General features: G+C 70.0%; 14 protein-coding genes, 1 pseudogene and 1 riboswitch. Of the genes and pseudogenes, 3 read left to right on the top strand and 12 right to left on the bottom strand.

Annotated elements, in window-relative coordinates:
- The coding region (locus AX690_RS24035; RefSeq protein ID WP_197426747.1) for a glycoside hydrolase family 3 C-terminal domain-containing protein at positions 1–1,403 on the top strand (1,403 nt) is incomplete at its 5' end.
- Between the two features lie 9 nt (positions 1,404–1,412).
- The gene (locus tag AX690_RS24030) at positions 1,413–3,338 is read left to right on the top strand and encodes a sialate O-acetylesterase (protein ID WP_066683720.1); all 1,926 of its coding nucleotides are present in this window, start codon (positions 1,413–1,415) and stop codon (positions 3,336–3,338) included.
- Between the two features lie 139 nt (positions 3,339–3,477).
- On the opposite strand, the gene AX690_RS24025 is transcribed toward AX690_RS24030, so the two are convergent.
- From AX690_RS24025 to AX690_RS23975, 11 genes are all read right to left on the bottom strand, one after another.
- Positions 3,478–4,362 carry an alpha/beta hydrolase gene (locus AX690_RS24025; protein ID WP_231732089.1) on the bottom strand — a complete coding sequence of 295 codons (885 nt, stop codon included), beginning with the start codon at positions 4,360–4,362 and terminating at the stop codon, positions 3,478–3,480.
- Between the two features lie 195 nt (positions 4,363–4,557).
- A complete protein-coding gene (locus tag AX690_RS24020) occupies positions 4,558–5,070 on the bottom strand; it encodes a tyrosine phosphatase family protein (RefSeq protein ID WP_066683725.1) in 513 nt (170 codons plus the stop codon).
- Entirely contained in the window at positions 5,067–5,828 is a 762-nt protein-coding gene (gene cobS / locus AX690_RS24015) for an adenosylcobinamide-GDP ribazoletransferase (RefSeq protein ID WP_066683727.1), read from the bottom strand. Before cobS ends, AX690_RS24020 begins: the two co-directional genes overlap by 4 nt.
- A 1-nt stretch (position 5,829) precedes the next feature.
- Positions 5,830–6,861, bottom strand: coding sequence for a nicotinate-nucleotide--dimethylbenzimidazole phosphoribosyltransferase (gene cobT, locus AX690_RS24010; protein ID WP_066683729.1), 1,032 nt, complete (start codon positions 6,859–6,861; stop codon positions 5,830–5,832).
- Complete coding sequence (locus AX690_RS24005) at positions 6,861–8,318, bottom strand: cobyric acid synthase (RefSeq protein ID WP_066683731.1); 1,458 nt, start codon at positions 8,316–8,318, stop codon at positions 6,861–6,863. Before AX690_RS24005 ends, cobT begins: the two co-directional genes overlap by 1 nt.
- Positions 8,306–9,232, bottom strand: coding sequence for an adenosylcobinamide-phosphate synthase CbiB (gene cbiB / locus AX690_RS24000; RefSeq protein WP_066683734.1), 927 nt, complete (start codon positions 9,230–9,232; stop codon positions 8,306–8,308). The genes AX690_RS24005 and cbiB overlap by 13 nt, the downstream gene beginning before the upstream one ends.
- A complete protein-coding gene (locus tag AX690_RS23995; protein ID WP_066683735.1) occupies positions 9,222–10,001 on the bottom strand; it encodes an ABC transporter ATP-binding protein in 780 nt (259 codons plus the stop codon). The genes cbiB and AX690_RS23995 overlap by 11 nt, the downstream gene beginning before the upstream one ends.
- Positions 9,998–10,984, bottom strand: a complete 987-nt coding sequence (locus tag AX690_RS23990; RefSeq protein ID WP_082769442.1) for an iron ABC transporter permease — start codon at positions 10,982–10,984, stop codon at positions 9,998–10,000. Before AX690_RS23990 ends, AX690_RS23995 begins: the two co-directional genes overlap by 4 nt.
- Positions 10,981–11,826 (bottom strand): ABC transporter substrate-binding protein, encoded by an 846-nt coding sequence (locus AX690_RS23985; protein ID WP_066683736.1) that lies wholly within the window; start codon positions 11,824–11,826, stop codon positions 10,981–10,983. Before AX690_RS23985 ends, AX690_RS23990 begins: the two co-directional genes overlap by 4 nt.
- Positions 11,816–12,832 (bottom strand): aminotransferase class I/II-fold pyridoxal phosphate-dependent enzyme, encoded by a 1,017-nt coding sequence (locus AX690_RS23980; RefSeq protein WP_066683737.1) that lies wholly within the window; start codon positions 12,830–12,832, stop codon positions 11,816–11,818. Before AX690_RS23980 ends, AX690_RS23985 begins: the two co-directional genes overlap by 11 nt.
- Before the next feature lie 9 nt (positions 12,833–12,841).
- A complete protein-coding gene (locus AX690_RS23975; RefSeq protein ID WP_066683738.1) occupies positions 12,842–14,791 on the bottom strand; it encodes a TonB-dependent siderophore receptor in 1,950 nt (649 codons plus the stop codon).
- Between the two features lie 139 nt (positions 14,792–14,930).
- Positions 14,931–15,121, bottom strand: a riboswitch (cobalamin riboswitch).
- Between the two features lie 36 nt (positions 15,122–15,157).
- Between AX690_RS23975 and cobU the strand changes: the two genes are divergently transcribed.
- Positions 15,158–15,676 carry a bifunctional adenosylcobinamide kinase/adenosylcobinamide-phosphate guanylyltransferase gene (gene cobU / locus AX690_RS23970; protein ID WP_066683740.1) on the top strand — a complete coding sequence of 173 codons (519 nt, stop codon included), beginning with the start codon at positions 15,158–15,160 and terminating at the stop codon, positions 15,674–15,676.
- A 161-nt stretch (positions 15,677–15,837) separates the two neighbouring features.
- Here the strand turns inward: cobU and AX690_RS23965 are convergent.
- A pseudogene (locus AX690_RS23965) lies at positions 15,838–16,054 on the bottom strand (hypothetical protein); the annotation flags it as partial.

Genomic DNA, 16,054 nt, shown 5'->3' on the forward strand with positions numbered 1-16,054 from the left:
TCTCGGTGGTCGAGGGCCTGCGCCGCGTCCTGCCCGGCGCCAAGGTGGCCTACGCCCCGTTCGGGCCGTCCTACACCGACGGCGACAAGGTGCCGACCTCGGCCCTGCGCACGCCCGACGGCAAGCCGGGCCTGCAGGCGCGCTATTACAACCCGACCGAGACGCCGCCCAAGCGCTTCGAGCCGGGGACCTTCGGCGATATCGTCGCCAAGATGCGCTACGCCGACCAGCCGGTCGCCAGCCGCGTCGAGGCCAATGTCGCCGCTCGCAGCCTCGATTTGCCCGGCGTGCTCGACCACCATCGCGTGATCTGGACCGGCTTCCTGGTTCCGCCCGAGACGGGGACCTATCGCCTGGGCCTGACCGGCTTCAACGGCGAGATGAAGCTGGACGGCAAGCCCTTCGCGGACCTCAAGAAATCCGGCTGGGGCAGCCTGCCGACGATGAAGACGATCAAGCTGGAGAAAGGTCGCCGCTACGCGATCGAGGTCATGTCGGAGGCCCACGCGCTCTCCGGCGTTGATCTCGTCTGGAAGCGCGTCGCCACCGACCCGACCGCCGAGCTGAAGGCGGCGGCGGCCCAGGCCGACGTGCTGGTCGCCGTGGTCGGCCTGACCTCTGACCTCGAGGCCGAGGAGTCTCCGGTCGAGATCCCCGGCTTCAAGGGTGGCGACAAGACCACGCTCGACATCCCCGCCGACCAGCAAGCGCTGCTGGAGCAGGCCAAGGCGCTGGGCAAGCCGCTGGTCGTGGTGGCCATGAACGGCAGCCCGCTGAACCTCTCCTGGGCCAAGGACAATGCCTCGGCGATCCTGGAGGCCTGGTATCCGGGCCAGTCCGGGGGCCTGGCCATCGCCAATGTCCTGACCGGCAAGACCAACCCGTCGGGCCGCCTGCCGCTGACCTTCTACAAGTCGGTCGACGACCTGCCGCCGTTCGGCGACTACCGCATGGACGGGCGAACCTATCGCTATTTCACGGGCCAGCCGGTCTATCCGTTCGGCCACGGTCTCAGCTACACGCGCTTCGACTATGCGCCGTTGAAGGTCGAGCCGGTCAAGGGCGACGCGGGCCAGGGCCTGCGGGTCACCACGACCGTCCGCAATGTCGGCGCGCGGGCCGGCGACGAGGTGGCCCAGCTCTATCTGAACTTCCCCAACACACCGGGCGCGCCGCGCGTGGCCCTGCGCGGCTTCCAGCGCATCAACCTGAAGCCCGGCGAGGCCAAGTCGGTGACCTTCTCGCTGTCGCCGCGCGACCTGAGCTCGGTCGATGCGGAAGGGGGGCGCCAGGTCGTGACGGGCGCCTATAAGGTCAGCGTCGGTTCGGGGCAGCCTGGGACCGGCGTCGCCAGCCGCTCGGCCGACTTCGCGGTCGCCCAGGCCGTGGCGCTGCCGAAGTAGGAGGACAATTTGAGAATCCAGGCTCTCCTCGCCAGCGCCGCCGCGCTGGCGCTCGCGACCTCCGCCTTGGCCGCGCCCATCGTCGACGGCGCCCTGGGCGACCACGCCGTCCTGCAGCGCGGCCGGCCGATCATCCTGACCGGCAAGGCCCTGCCCGGCGAGACGGTCTCGGCCAACCTCGCCGGCAAGACCGTCAGCGCCCAGGCCGACAGGGTCGGACGCTTCCGTCTGACGCTCCCCGCGCTCGAAGCCGGCGGTCCCTACCGGCTGCTGCTGGACGCGCCCAGCGGCCAACAGGTCATCGACGACCTGCTGATCGGCGACGTCTTCCTGTGCTCGGGCCAGAGCAACATGGAGATGACGACGGAGCAGTCGCAGAACAGCTTCCAGATCTACGGCGCCAACGATCCCCAGATCCGCCTGATGACGGTTCCCAAGCGCCTGGCCTTCGCGCCGCAGGACAGGTTCGACGTCCCGCCGGCCTGGACGGCCGCGACGCCGGCGACGATCGGCAAGTTCTCGGCGGTCTGCTTCTACATGGGCCAGTCCCTGCGCGAGACGACCAAGGCGCCGATCGGTCTGATCCACGCCAGCTGGGGCGGCTCGCGCCAGTCGGCTTGGCTCTCGCCCGACGGCCTGGAGCAGGCGGGCCTGGGAGAGCCCGCCAAGACCCTGGCCCTCTACACCCGCGACACGGCGACGGCGGAAAAGGCCGCGGCCAGCCAGTGGGAGACCTGGTGGCGCGACACCTCCGGCCTCGCCCAGGGGCGCGAGCCCTGGCGCGACGACGCGGGCCTGGCCTGGAAGTCCGTCCCCGTCGTCGGCCCCTTCAGCCGCTGGGGCCTGCCCGAGATGAAGGGCTATCTCGGCATGGTCTGGTTCAAGACCGAGATCGTGCTGACCGCCGAGCAGGCCCGTCAGGCCTCGGTGCTGAACCTTGGCGCGATCGACGACGCGGACCGCACCTGGATCAACGGCCAGCCGGTCGGCGGCACCAGCCTGGGCCGCGCGCGCCAGTATCGCCTGAAGACCGGCGTGCTGCGCGAGGGCCGCAACGTCATCCTGGTCAACGCCGACAACGTCTATGCCGACGGCGGCATTCTGGGACCGGCCAGCGCGATGCAGCTGCGGTTCGACGACGGGACCAGCCTGCCGCTCGACCAGGGCTGGCGCTACGCGCCGGCCGGGCGCTCGACGTCGAACGCGCCGCGCTCGCCTTGGGACGACATCAACGGCGCGGGCACGCTCTACAACGGCATGATCGCGCCCCTGGGCCCGGTCAGCCTGGCGGGCGTGGCGTGGTACCAGGGCGAGTCCGACACCGGCCTGCCCGGCTATGACCGTCGCCTCTCGGCCATGTTGAAGGACTGGCGCGCGCGGTTCGAGACGCCGAACCTGCCGTTCGCCATCGTGCAGCTCTCGGCCTATGGCGCCACCGCCAAGCGTCCGGTGGAAAGCGGCTGGGCGGGCGTCCGCGACGTCCAGCGCCGCGTCGCCGAGACCGACGGCCACGCGGCCGTGGTGGTGACGATCGACCATGGCGATCCGCTGGACATCCATCCCGGCGAAAAGCAGGAGGTCGGCCGTCGCGCCGCGCGGGCCATGCGCGCCGTGGCCTATGGCGAAGCCGTCGCGCCGTCCGGACCGCGTATCGCTTCGGCCGCCCGCGACGCCGTCGGCGGTGTGACCCTGACCTTCAAGGACGTGACGGGCGCCCTCGCGCCCCGCAGCGGCGCCGTGGCGATCGGCTTCGAGCTTTGCGGCGGCGGCGTCTGTCGCTTCGCCAATGCGCGCGTCCAGGGCGACAAGGTGATGCTGAGCGGCGACGGCCAGCCCGTGGACCGCGTCCGCTACGCCTGGGCCGACAGCCCGGTGGTCAATCTGTTCGACGACGCCGGCCTGCCGGTCGGCCCGTTCGAGGTCCCCGTGCCCTAGGACACTTCTGTTTGTCCAATATCGCGTGTCATCCCGGGCGGCGAAGCCGACCCGGGACCCAGGGGCTAGCGGCAATGCGTCTGCCCCTGGGTCCCGGATAGCCTCTTCGAGGCTTCCGGGATGACACGAGAGCGAGGTCCTACTTCTTGCTCATATAGCCGTGCATCGCCATCCAGCTGACATAGGCGTCGAACCAGCCGGTGCTGGTGGTTTTCTTCTTGTACATGCCAAAGCCGTGGCCGCCCTGTTCGTAGAGGTGGAATTCCACCGGCCGCTTGGCCGCGCGCCAGCTCTCGATCAGGCCAAAGCCGCTGTTGCCGAACAGAGGGTCGTCCGCCGCCAGGGCGAAGAACATCGGCGGCGCGTTGGCCGGCACGGTCGCCGGCGCCAGGGAGCCGTAGATCAGGCCGATGAAGGCCGGCTTGGCGTCCTCCACGGCCAGGGTCGTGGTCAGGGTCAGCATGGCGCCGGCCGAGAAACCGACCATGCCGATGCGGTCCGGATCGACATGCCACTCAGCCGCCCGCGAGCGGATCAGGGCGAAGGCGGCGCGGGAGTCGGCCAACTGAGGCTGCAGCGCCGTGACCGCCGACTGCGGGTCCATGCGCGGCGCGCGCGCCACGCCCGAGAACATCGCCTTCATCGACGCCTCGAAGCCGGGCATGTCGGCCGGCGTCTGGTTCAGGCGGTACTTCAGCACGAAGGCGGCGACGCCTTTGTCCGCCAGGGCCTTGGCGACGTCCCAGCCCTCGTTCTCCATCGACAGGGTGCGGAAGCCGCCGCCGGGGGCCACGATCACGGCCACGCCGGTGGCCTTGGCGGGATCGGGCAGGAACGGCGTCAGGGTCGCGACCGTGACGTTGCGCGCAAAGACGCTGCCGTACTGGCTGTGCCAGCTCTCGGCGTTCGCGGCGCCCGGCAGCGGGCCGGTGTTCAAGGTGATCGCGTTCGGCTGCGCCGGGATCGCGATCGGCGTCATCTTGTCGTTCTGCGCCGAGGCGGGCGAAGCCAGCAGCCAAGCCATCGCCAAGCCTGTCGCCAGGACTCCCGCGCGGCCGCCTCTCTTACCGAAGAACCCCATATCGTTCTCGCTCCCAATATTTGTTGTTCGACCGCTTGTGGCGCGGCTCGGCTTTACTCCTACAAATTCTGCAGCGGCTGTCACGGCGATTGTTAGCGGTCCCATCAATTTCCGGGGCGGGCGATCTCGTCGCCGAACCTAGGCGCGAGCGGAACCGCTTAACGTCCAGTCGATTACGTCGCCTTCATAGGCGTCCGCCCCCCGCCCGATCCCCGCGATCGCCTCGCGCATGGCGCCGCCGCGCTGGAGGATCTCGTCGGCGAGGCAGACCATCAGGGCGTTGGGGGTGGCCTTGGGCGAGGCCTCGCGCAGCCGCTGGGCGATGGCGCGCTCATCGCCTGCAACGCTCGCCGCGCAAGCCAGGACATAGGCGGCGGCGGGCGAGCGGCTGACGCCGGCGAAGCAGTGGACCAGCAGGGTTGCATCGGGCGGAAGTTCTCGCCCCAAGGCGATGATCGCGTGGACCATTTCGGCGTGTGGCGCGACCAGGCCGGCGCGCGGTTCGGTGATATCGTTGAAGCGCAGCACGGTCGCCGGGACCGCGCGCGCGCCGACCTCGGCGTCCGGCGAAACCAGCGTCAGCACGTGATCAACCGGCTCGCGCGCCAGCAGCGTTTCGACAGCCGAGCCTGGACAGACGATCAGCCTCACGCCAGCGCCGCCACGCCCAGCAGGAAGCCGACCTCGAACACCTGCTCGACGCCGCCCAGCACATCGCCGGTATGGCCGCCGATCAGACGGATGGATGTCCGCGCCAGAAGCAGCGCCGCGACGCTCCCCAGCGCCAGGCCCAAGCCGACGGCGGGCATGGGCAGAAGCAGCAGCGGCCAGATCGCGATGACCAGAGCGACAACCGTCTCGCTGGTCCGCACGCCCATCGGTGTCGGCTTCCACTTGCCGGGCTCGCCAGACGGGGCGTAGGGCGTCACCCGCATCACAACGACGGCCGCCGCTCGTCCAGCACCGTGCGCGGCCAGCAGGGCCAAGGCGCCGACCTGGGCCGAGACGCTCGCCAGCATGGTCGCCTTCAGCCCCAGGGCGACAACCAGGGCGCAGACGCCGTAGGTCCCGATGCGGCTGTCCTTCATGATCTCCAGGCGACGCTGGGCCGTCTGGCCGCCGCCTAGGCCGTCGGCCGTATCAGCCAGGCCGTCCTCGTGGAAGGCGCCCGTGACCAGCAGGCCGGCCGCTAGCGCCAGCACCGCCGCCACGCCCGCGCCCCAGACGTGGAAGCCGAGGACGAAGACGCCTGCGGAGATCGCGCCAACACCTTGCCCGACCAGAGGAAAATACCGCGCGGCTCGCGTGATCCAATCCGTCTCGAACCCTTTCAACGCGGGCGTCGGAACCCGGGTCAGGAACTGGGCGGCGCAAAGCAGCAGTTGCGCCTGGCGAGCCAGCCAACGCAACTCAGAGCCGCCCGTTCAAGACGTCGTCCAGACTGGCGACATCGCTCAGCAGGCGCGAGGCGGCCCTGACCAGCGGCAGAGCGAGCAAGGCGCCGGTCCCTTCGCCCAGACGCAGGTCCAGCGCCAGAAGCGGATCGAGCTCCAGGGCCGCCAGCAACCGGCCATGCCCCTGCTCCACCGAGCGGTGGCAAAAGACGCAGTAATCCTTGACCTCGGGGACCAGCCGGATCGCGACCAGGGCGGCGGCGGAGACGATGAAGCCATCGACCAGGATCGGAACCTTGGCCGAAGCCGCGCCGATGATCGCGCCGGCCATCATGGCGATCTCCAGGCCGCCGAACTCCGCCAAAACCTTCAACGGCTCGGTCGCGCCGTTGCGCGCGGCGGCCCGCTCGAGGATGGCGGTCTTGCGCGCTAGGCCGGCGTCGTCGTGACCCGCCCCTCGTCCGACGCAATCAGCCAACGGCGCGGGCGCCAGGCGGTGCGTCAACAGCGCCGCCGAAGCGGTGTTGCCGATGCCCATCTCACCTAGAGCGAGGATTTCGAAACCCTCCCCGATCGCCTGACGAGCGATGTCGGCGCCGCGCGCCAGCGCCTGCTCGGCCTCGGCCAGGGTCAGGGCGGGCTCGACCGCCGCGTTTCGGCTTCCGCGTCGGACCTTGGCGTCCACCAGCACCGGATGCGGCGCCAGTTCGGCGTCGACGCCGGCGTCGACCGCCCGCAGCTCCGCCCCGACGGCGCGGGCGAAGGCGTTGGCGCTGGCCTTGCCGGCCAAGAAGGTCGCCACCATCGCCTGGGTGACGGCCGAGGGATAGGCCGAGACGCCCTCGACGTTCATGCCATGGTCTCCGGCGAAGACCAGCAACAGCGCGCGATCGAACGACGGCGGCGGACCGCCCGCGATCAGGCCCAGGCGCGTGGCGAGTTCCTCAACCCGCCCCAGGGCGCCCAGCGGCTTGGCCTTGGCGTCAAGCTGGGCGCGGAGGACTTCGGCGCCGGCGAGGTCGACCGGGGAAACAGCGGGCAGGTTCATCAGAAGGTCTCCAGGCCGGCGATGGCCGCCAGGGCGGGAATGTCGAACGCCGCCTCCAGGGCGGCCGCGATGTCGTCGAGCGCCTGATCGACGCGCGTGGACTGGTCCAGGCGATCCGAGACCGCGCCCAGTTCGGCGAGCAGCTCGGCGCGCGCCTCGCCGGTGTCGAACAGGCCGTGCATATAGCAGCCGCGCACCTTGCCGTCGGCCGACATGGCGCCGTCCTCGCCGCCGCCGTCGAACCAAAGCATCGGCCGCGCGCCGCCCGTCGTGCGGCCGACATGCATCTCATAGCCCTCGAAGCGCGCGCCTCCGGACAGCCGACCGGCGGCTTGACGCAAAGTCTTCTGGCCGGTCATCACGGTCTCGACGTCCAGCAGGCCCAGACCTTCCACCGAGGCCGACGCGCCTTCGACGCCCCCGGGATCGGACAGGCGACGCCCGAGCATCTGGAACCCGCCGCAGACGCCCAGCACACGACCGCCGCGACGGACGTGGGCGAAGAGGTCGATGTCCCAGCCCTGCGCGCGGAAGAAGGCCAGGTCCGCCAGCGTCGCCTTGGTCCCCGGCAGGATGACGAGGTCGGCGTCGCCGGGCAGCGGCTGGCCGGGCGGCACGAAAGCGAAATCGACCTCGGGCTCGGTCCGCAGGGCGTCGAACTCGTCGAAATTGGCGATGCGCGACAGCATGGGGACAACGATGCGAATCTTGCGCCCGTCCCGACGAGGCGCGCCATCCAGCACGACCGCATCCTCGGCCGGCAGCCGTCGCGCCGCCGTCAGCCAGGGCGCCATGCCCAGGTCCGGCCAGCCCGTCGCCTCGACGATCATCCGGCGGCCGTCCTGGAACAGCGCCGGATCGCCGCGGAACTTGTTGATCAGGAAACCGCGCACCATGGCGCGGTCGCCTTCGTCCAGCACCGCGTGGGCGCCGACCAGGGCGGCGATCACATGGCCGCGGTCGATGTCGCCCACCAGCACCACGGGCACGCCCGCCGCGCGCGCGAAGCCCATGTTGGCGATGTCGCCGGCGCGCAGGTTGATCTCGGCCGGACTCCCCGCCCCTTCGACGATGACCAGATCGCTTTCAGCCTCCAGGCGCCGGAAGCTCTCGACGACGACATCCAGCAATTCACCCTTGCGCGCCTGGTAGCCGCTGGCCTTCCAGGTTCCGGCCATCTGGCCGCGCACCACCAGCTGGGCGCCGACATCACTCTGCGGCTTCAGCAGCACCGGGTTCATGTCGACGGTCGGCGGGGTCCGGCAGGCGATGGCCTGCAGCGCCTGGGCGCGGCCGATCTCGCCGCCCCCGGCGGTGACGGCGGCGTTGTTGGACATGTTCTGCGGCTTGAACGGGCGGACCGTCAGGCCGCGATTGGCGAACAGCCGGCAGAGACCCGCGACCAGAACCGACTTGCCGACGTCGGAGCCGCAACCCTGGATCATCAACGCGGCCATGCCAGCCCTCCGCACGCCAGAAGCAGCCACAGGATCGCGCAGGCCAGCAGGTAGATGCGCAGCGCGCGCGACAGGTCCGAGACTTGGACCTCTTGGCCATCACCGAACACGGGGCGGTCGGACCGTTCGCCGTCATACCAGGCCGCGCCGCCCAGTCGCACGCCCAGCGCGCCGGCCATCGCCGCCTCTGGCCAGCCGGCGTTCGGCGAGGCGTGCTTGGGCGCGTCGCGCAGCATCGTAGACCAGCCGCCGCGTCCGGCGAGCGCGATCAGGGCGCCGGCAAGCCGCGCAGGCGCCAGGTTCAAGAGGTCATCGAAGCGCGCCGAGGCCCAGCCGAACGCCCGCCAACGCGGCTCTCGGTGGCCGATCAGGCTGTCGGCGGTGTTGACAGCCTTGTAGACAAAGAGGCCCGGCAGGCCGGCGATGACGAACCAGAAGATCGGCGCGACCACGCCGTCGTTGAAGCTTTCGGCCAGGCTCTCGATCGCCGCCGCGGCGACCTCGCCGGCGTCCAGGCGCTGGACGTCGCGACCGACGATCATGCCGACCGCCTCGCGGGCCGCGACCAGGTCGCCGGCTTGCAGCGGCCTCAGGACAGCGGACACATGTTGGTAGAGACTGCGCTGCGCCAGCCCCAGGGTCCCGATGATCACGACGATGATCGGACCGCCAAAGCGCGCGAGCAGCCAGCCGGACAGACCGCTGACGAGGATTATCGTCAGCAGCGTCGCCATGCCGGCCAGGCGCCGGGCGGCATCGCTCCAGTCCGGGCGATTGAACGTCGCCTCCAGTCTCGTGATCAATGCGCCGATCCAGACGACGGGATGTGGAACGCGCCGGTGCAGCGCCTCGGGATAGCCGACCGCGGCTTCCAGAGCGGCCGCGCTCAGCACGATCCACGGACTAGTCCACACGGCGCAGGATCTCGATCAGCGGCCCCGCCGCGCCGACGTGGGTGCGGGTCTGGACGCCATAGGCCATGGCCAGCGCCTGGGGCGTCAGGGCCTGGCCTGGCGGGCCGTCCGCCACCAGGCAGCCCCGGTCCAGCAGCAGCACGCGATCGGCGAAGCGGGCCGCCAGGGTCAGGTCATGCAGCGTGACGACGACGCCCTTGCCCTCGTCATGCGCCAGCCGGCGGAACAGGTCCACGGCATCCAACGCGTGTCCGGGGTCTAGACCGGTCAACGGCTCATCGGCCAGCAGCCAATCGGTCTGGCCCGCCAGAGCGCGCGCGATCAGCGCCCTCGCCCGCTCGCCGCCCGACAGCCGGGTGATCGCGCGTTCGGCGAAATCGTCGAGGCCGGTCATCGCGATCGCCTGATCGATGGCCACGGCGTCCTCCGCGCTAGGCCCGAACGCGCCCAGATGCGGCGTGCGCCCCAGGCCGACAAAGGTCCGAACATCGACGTCCCAGGCGATCTCCGGCGTCTGGGCCAGGAAGGCCATCGCCCGGGCCCGGCTGCGCGCCGGGATATCCGCGACGACGGCGCCGTCCAGGCTGATGCGTCCCTTGTCCGGCCGTCGCAAGCCCGCCAGGCAGCTCAGCAAGCTGGATTTGCCCGCGCCGTTCGGCCCGACGATCGCCATCAGCTCGCCCTTGCGAAAGCGAGCAGTGACCTGGTTGAGGACCGCGCGACCACCCAGGCTGAGGCTGACCGTTTCGGCGAAAAGATCGTCGCTCACGCCAGCCTCCTGCGCATCGCCATCAGCATCCAGAGGAAGAAAGGCCCGCCCAGGACGGCCGTGGCGACGCCCAGCTTGACCTCCTCGGCGGCGGGGGTCAGGCGGACCAGGATGTCAGCGCCCAGGGTCAGGGCCGCGCCGCCCAGCAGCGACGGCAGCAGCACCGCGCCCGGCCGCGAGCCGACCCAGGGCCGCAGCAGGTGTGGCACGATCAGGCCGACGAAGCCAATGACCCCGGTCACGGCTACGCTCGAGCCAACGGCGAGGGCGACACCGACGGCGAGCAGCAGGCGGGTGCGCGTCAGGCTGACGCCCAGCGATTGGGCGCCCTGCTCGCCCAGCGTCAGGGCGTCCAGCGCGCGGCCCTGGGTCAGCAGGACCAGGCATCCGGCGACGACGCCCGGCGCGGCGATTCTGACCTCCTCCACGCTGCGGTCGGCCAACGAGCCCATGACCCAGCTGATGATCTCGTCGACCGCCCAGGGGTTGGGCGCCAGGTTCAGCGCCAGCGAGATGCCCGCCGTGCAGACCGTCTGGACGACGAAGCCGGCCAGGATGAAGGTGACGATGCTGGAGGTGACGCCCGCCAGCGCCAGCAGCGCCGCCACGCCCAGGCCCGCCCCGACCATCGCCGCGGCCGGCAAGATCCAGCTCGCCTGGGCCGCGGTTCCCAGATAGAGCGTCAGCACCGCGCCCATGGCGGCCGCCGAAGACACGCCCAACGCGCCAGGATCGGCCAGCGGATTGCGGGTGTAGCCCTGCAGCGCCGCGCCGCTCAAGCCCAGGGCTCCGCCGACCAGCAGCGCCAGGATGGTGCGTGGCAGCCGCAGGCCGAAGACGATCGCCCAGCGAGGATCGGCGCCGTTCGAGACCCAGGCGCTCCAGGGCGCCCAGACCCTTCCCGCGCAGAGGCTGACGACGAACAGCAAGGCCAGCGTCGCCGCCAGCGCACCGCAGACGAGCCATATCGATCGCGTCTTCATGCCGTCACTCCCAGGACTTCGGCGCGGGCGTGGGCCATGGCCTGGGCGGACTGGATCAGCACCGGCCCGCCGCAATAGAGCAGCCGCTCGGGAAAGCGGACCTGCTGCATTCGCCCCTTCAGAGCGCCCAGGGCCGGATGGGTCATGACCCGGTCGGCCCAGCTGCGCGCGCCCGGCGCGGGAACCCCGACCAGCAGAACCTGCGGCGGATCGGCCAGCAGCAGCTCAAGCGGAACATTGCCCCAGGACTTCAAGCCATAACGCCGCGCGACATTGTCGAAGCCGGCCAGGGTCATCATCTCGTCCGCCAACGTGTGAGGTCCCGCCGCGAAGCCATTGGGTTGATAGATCAAAGCGCTCAGCCGGCGCGTTCCGGGACGCGGCCTCGCCGCGACGATGGCTGCCTGGATCCGGGCGACCAGCTGCTCGCCGCGCTCGGGACGGCCGATCAGGCGGGCCACGCGCCGGACCTGGTCGAGACTCTCGGCGATCGTCTTGGGCACGGCGAAGCGCTCGACGGGGACGTGCAGGCGTTTTAGCGCGTTGCGGGTGGCCAGGGCCGAGTGCTGGCTGGCCAGGACGAGATCCGGCTGCAGCGCGATGATCTCCTCGGCGGTCTCCCAGGTGAACGGCAGCGTCCGGGCCTCGGCCGCCACGGTGGAGCCGTGCGGCTCGCGGGCGTAGTGGCTGAGGGCGGCGATCTGCGACCGGTCGGCCAGATGCACTAGCATGGCGTCGAGACAGGCGTTCAACGAGGCCACGCGCCGGGGAGCGGCGATGGCTGGCGTCGCCGCGCCGAGGGCGATGGCGCCCCCCATGACTGTCCGACGGCTAGGCCGCATGGCGCACCGCCTGCAGCGCCCGGCGCAGCCGCTCCAGGTTGTCGCGGGCAGGAATGCCGAAACGCAGCCGCGTCGGATGCTCCGCGAACGGCCGTGTCAGGACGCCCCGAGCGCAGAGACCAGCGAACAGCCGATGCGCGTCGGACGTCTCGACCCAGCGGAAGAGATCACAGCCGCCGACGACGCCGAGCCCGGCCGCGCTGAGAACCGCATCGACATTGCGAGCCTGGGTCGCCAGACAGGCCGCGGTGGTCGCGCGCCAGGCCTCGTCGGCATAGGCGCCGAGGCCCAGAGCCAAGGCGTCAGCGCAGACAGGCCAATCTCCCAGAACAACACGAAATTGTTGCGCCAAGAGATTGCCGCAGATGACAAATCCTAGCCGTGCTCCGGGCAGGCCGTAGAACTTGCCGAACGAGCGCAGCACGACCAGACGCTCAATCGCGAGATCCGCCACGGTGAGGTGCGGCGCGGTTTCGCCGAAGGCCTCATCGACAATCGTCCATCGCCCGCGGGCGGATCGCGCCGCGGCGAGAGCCGCCAGCGCGTCTCGCCCGACTTGCCGGCCGTCCGGGTTGTTCGGATTGACCAGGACAAGAATATCCGCCTCCGCCGCGCGGCGCTCGTCCATCGTCGCGACCATCTGCGGCTTTCGGCCGGCCCAGGCCTCGGCATGACCGCCGTAGATCGGCGCGACCAGGGCGACGCCGCCCTCGTTCAGCAGAAGCGGCAGCAGCCTCAGCGCGATGTCCGCGCCGCCGACCGCCACGACCCGTCGGGGATCGGCGACGCCAAAAGCGCGGCCGGCGACCGCTTCCAGTTCGGCCAGGGCGGAAGGATCGGGCAGAGATCGCAGGGCGCGGTCAGGCGCGCGCGCGCCCGGCCAGGGCTCGGGATTGATCCCGGTTGAAAGATCCAGCCAGGGTTCGCGCACGTCCGGATAGGCGGCCATCGCCTCGCGGAGACGGCCGCCATGTCGGAAGGCGCCGAGGTGGGGGATCGACGCCATCTCCGAACTCTAGAAGCGCGCCCGCAGGCCCACGAAGGCGCCGCGGCCAGGCGTCCCGTAGTTCAGGATCGTCTGGTAGTCCTTGTCGAACGCGTTCTCGACGCGGCCGAAGACTTCCAGGCCATCCTTCAGCGGATAGGACGCGCGCAGGTCGACCAGGGAGTAGTCCTTCACCTCCTGGGTGTTGGCGTCGTTGTTGTAGGTCTTGCCCACGTAGCGGACCGCCACCGTGGTCGAGAGCTTCACCGGCCAGACATAGGTCGCCGACAGGTTGCCCATGGTCTTGGGACGGCGCGTCAGCTGCTTGCCCTTGTTGGCGCCGGAGTCGTTTTCCGCGTCGGTGTAGGTGTAGTTGCCCGTCAGGGTCAGGCCGTCGACCGGCTTATATTCGCCAATCAGTTCAAGCCCTTGCGTCTTGGTCTTCTGGACATTGCTGTAGTAGCCCCAGCGCGAGACGCCGCCCGGCGCGCACAGCGGATCGGCGCCGCCGGTGCACGAGAAGTAGCGGATCTCGTTGTCGGCCTCGCGGTGGAACCAAGTGACGATGGCGCGGGCCTTGCCGCCCAGGAAGCGCTGCTCGATCCCGGCGTCCCAGCTGTCGAACTCCTCGGGCGACAGGTTCAGGTTGCCGTACTCGCTGAACAGCTCGTAGAGGCCCGGGGCGCGGAAGCCCTGGCCGAAGCTGGCGCGCAGAACCGTGTTCCCCTCGTTCAGCGCCCAGGCGGCCGAGGCCTGGCCCAGGGTGTGGCTGCCATAGGTGTCGTGGTCCTCGTAACGGACGCCGGCGGTCAGGGTCAGGCCAGGAACGACCTCGGCCTGGAGCTGGCCGTAGACGCTGTCGACGCCGACCTTGCCGGTCGCGAAGTCAGGGTTCGGCTTGCTGACCGAGGGCGAACGGGTGCGCATCCGCGCCTTCTCGGTCTCGGCGCCGAAGGTCGCCGTCACGGTCTCGGTGACCGCGAAGACGCCCTGGTATTCCCAGCGCTTGTTTTTGCCGGCGGCGTCGAAGGTCAGCGGCACGGCGGGCCGGGCCGGATTGATGTTCTCGCGGTCGGTGTCGGTGTAGGCGTAGCCGACCCGGTTGTTCCAGCGCCCGTCCAGCAGGCCGAAGTTCAGGCCGGTATAGATCACCAGCTCCTCGGTGCGGCCGAACTCGGGGCTGTCGACGTTGAAGCCGTCGAAGTCGTTCTTGCCCTTGGAATAGACCGAGCGAACCTCGGCCGAGACGTTCTCGGCCAGGGCCACCCGCAGGCGGCCCGACAGGCCCGCGTTCTGGTAGCCGTCCTTCTCCTTGCCCGGCTTGTAGGCCGAGAAGCCGTCGGTGGTGTAGTAGCCGCCCGCCACGCGCCAGGTGATCTTGTCGCCAGCGCCGCCGACGCCGGCCCGCAGGTAGCCGGTCTTGCGCGCGCCCGCCTCGGCGTCGATCGAGCTGGAGAACGGCGCGGTGGGTTCGGCGGTCACGATGTTGACCACGCCGCCGATGGCCTGGCTGCCCCACAGGGTCGACTGGGCGCCGCGCAGGATCTCGATACGGGAAATGTCGCCGACCAGCAGGTTGCCGCTGTTGAAGCCTCCTTGCGTCGAGGACGGGTCGTTCAGCTTGACGCCGTCGATCAGGACGACGGTGTGCTGGGTCTCGGCGCCGCGGATGTTGAGGCCGGTCGTCGTGCCGGGTCCGCCGTTACGTGTGAAGCTGACGCCCGGCGTCTGGGCCAATAGCTCGACGACCGAGATGGCCTGGCTGGCCTCGATGGCCGGTTGGGTCAGGACGGTGACCGACGCGCCGACCTTCTCGATCGGCTGGGCGGTGCGGGTGGCGGTGACGACGACCTGGGCGACGCCGTTGGCGCCGGTCGCGCCGGCGACGTCGGCCTCGGGGGCCTTCTGATCATCGGCGAACGCCGCGCCGGCGATCAGGGTGGTGGCTAAGGCGGTGGAGCTCAGAAAAGCTCGGATCATGGTTCTACTTCCCCTACTGAACGACCCACGCGCCAAACCGGCTCGCGCGAGGCGGACCACGCGCGAACACGGACCGTCGCGCGGTCCTTTGACTGTCGTTTCTCGGGAGATCCCGTTCGTTCGGCGCACCCCGGCCGAGCGATGAACGACCGCGCCGGGCAGGTCTCCTGGCTCACGGGTCAATGCTCTTGGCGCCGCCTTCCCAGGTCCCGAGGGACCCAGTGGCCTATGGCGCTAGAGCTCGCCGCTTACAGTTGCGGGGGCAGCCGAGGTCTTGAACCTCGTTCCCTTTTAATCCTCTTTCGAGGAGCCTGACGCGACGCATGGCCTATATGCTGCGTCGCACACCGTCAATGTGGAGCTTTCATGACCGCGACCTTGGTGCTGGGCGGCGCGCGCTCGGGAAAGAGCGGCTTCGCCCAGAGAGCGGCGGAAACCGAGGCCGGCGGAGGTCGAACGGTGATGATCGCGACGGGGCAGGCCTTCGATGACGAGATGGCCGAGCGAATCGCCCGCCATCAGGCCGATCGCGGCGAATCATGGGTCACGGTCGAGGCGCCGCTGGAGCTCGCCGCCGCGATCAGCGGCCTCCCCGCCGACGCGATCGCCGTCGTCGATTGCCTGACGCTGTGGCTGTCGAACCAGATGCTGGCCGAACGGAACGTCGAGGCGGCGTGCGCGGAACTCGTTGCGGCCGTCGCGGCCTGCCCCGCCCGCCTCTGGCTGGTCAGCAACGAGGTCGGGCTGGGCATCGTGCCGGAGACGCCGCTGGGGCGCCGCTTCCGCGATGAAGCCGGCCGATTGAACCAGCGCCTGGCGGCGACCGTGGACGAGGTCTATTTCGTGGCGGCGGGCCTGCCGCTGAAGATGAAGCCTCAGGGGTGAACGCTCGTCGGGAGACGGGAATGAAAAACCCTCTCTCTTAGAGAGAGGGAGGGGCCCGCGCCGCCAGGCGCGGGAGGATGAGTGGTTACGCGGTCCGCCGCAATTCTCAGCCGTTTCAGCTACTTGTCCATCACCGCCCTGTCCGGAAAGGGTGAAACCTCTCACCCTCCCATGCTTCGCATGGGCCCCTCCCTCTCTCGAAGAGAGAGGGATTCATGAGCGCTCGACGAGCGTTCGCGCCAACTTATCCTACCCTTTGAAACCTGCCGTATTCTGTCTTCACCTCGTCGCGAGGAAAGGGCGCGTGGCCAGCGACCATTTGCGGCGGCGGGGGGCGATCGAGCGGGGACAGGTTCGAGGGGGTTACTCGGACGGTCC

The sequence above is a fragment of the Caulobacter sp. CCH9-E1 genome, from assembly GCF_001556515.1.
Classification (GTDB): domain Bacteria; phylum Pseudomonadota; class Alphaproteobacteria; order Caulobacterales; family Caulobacteraceae; genus Caulobacter.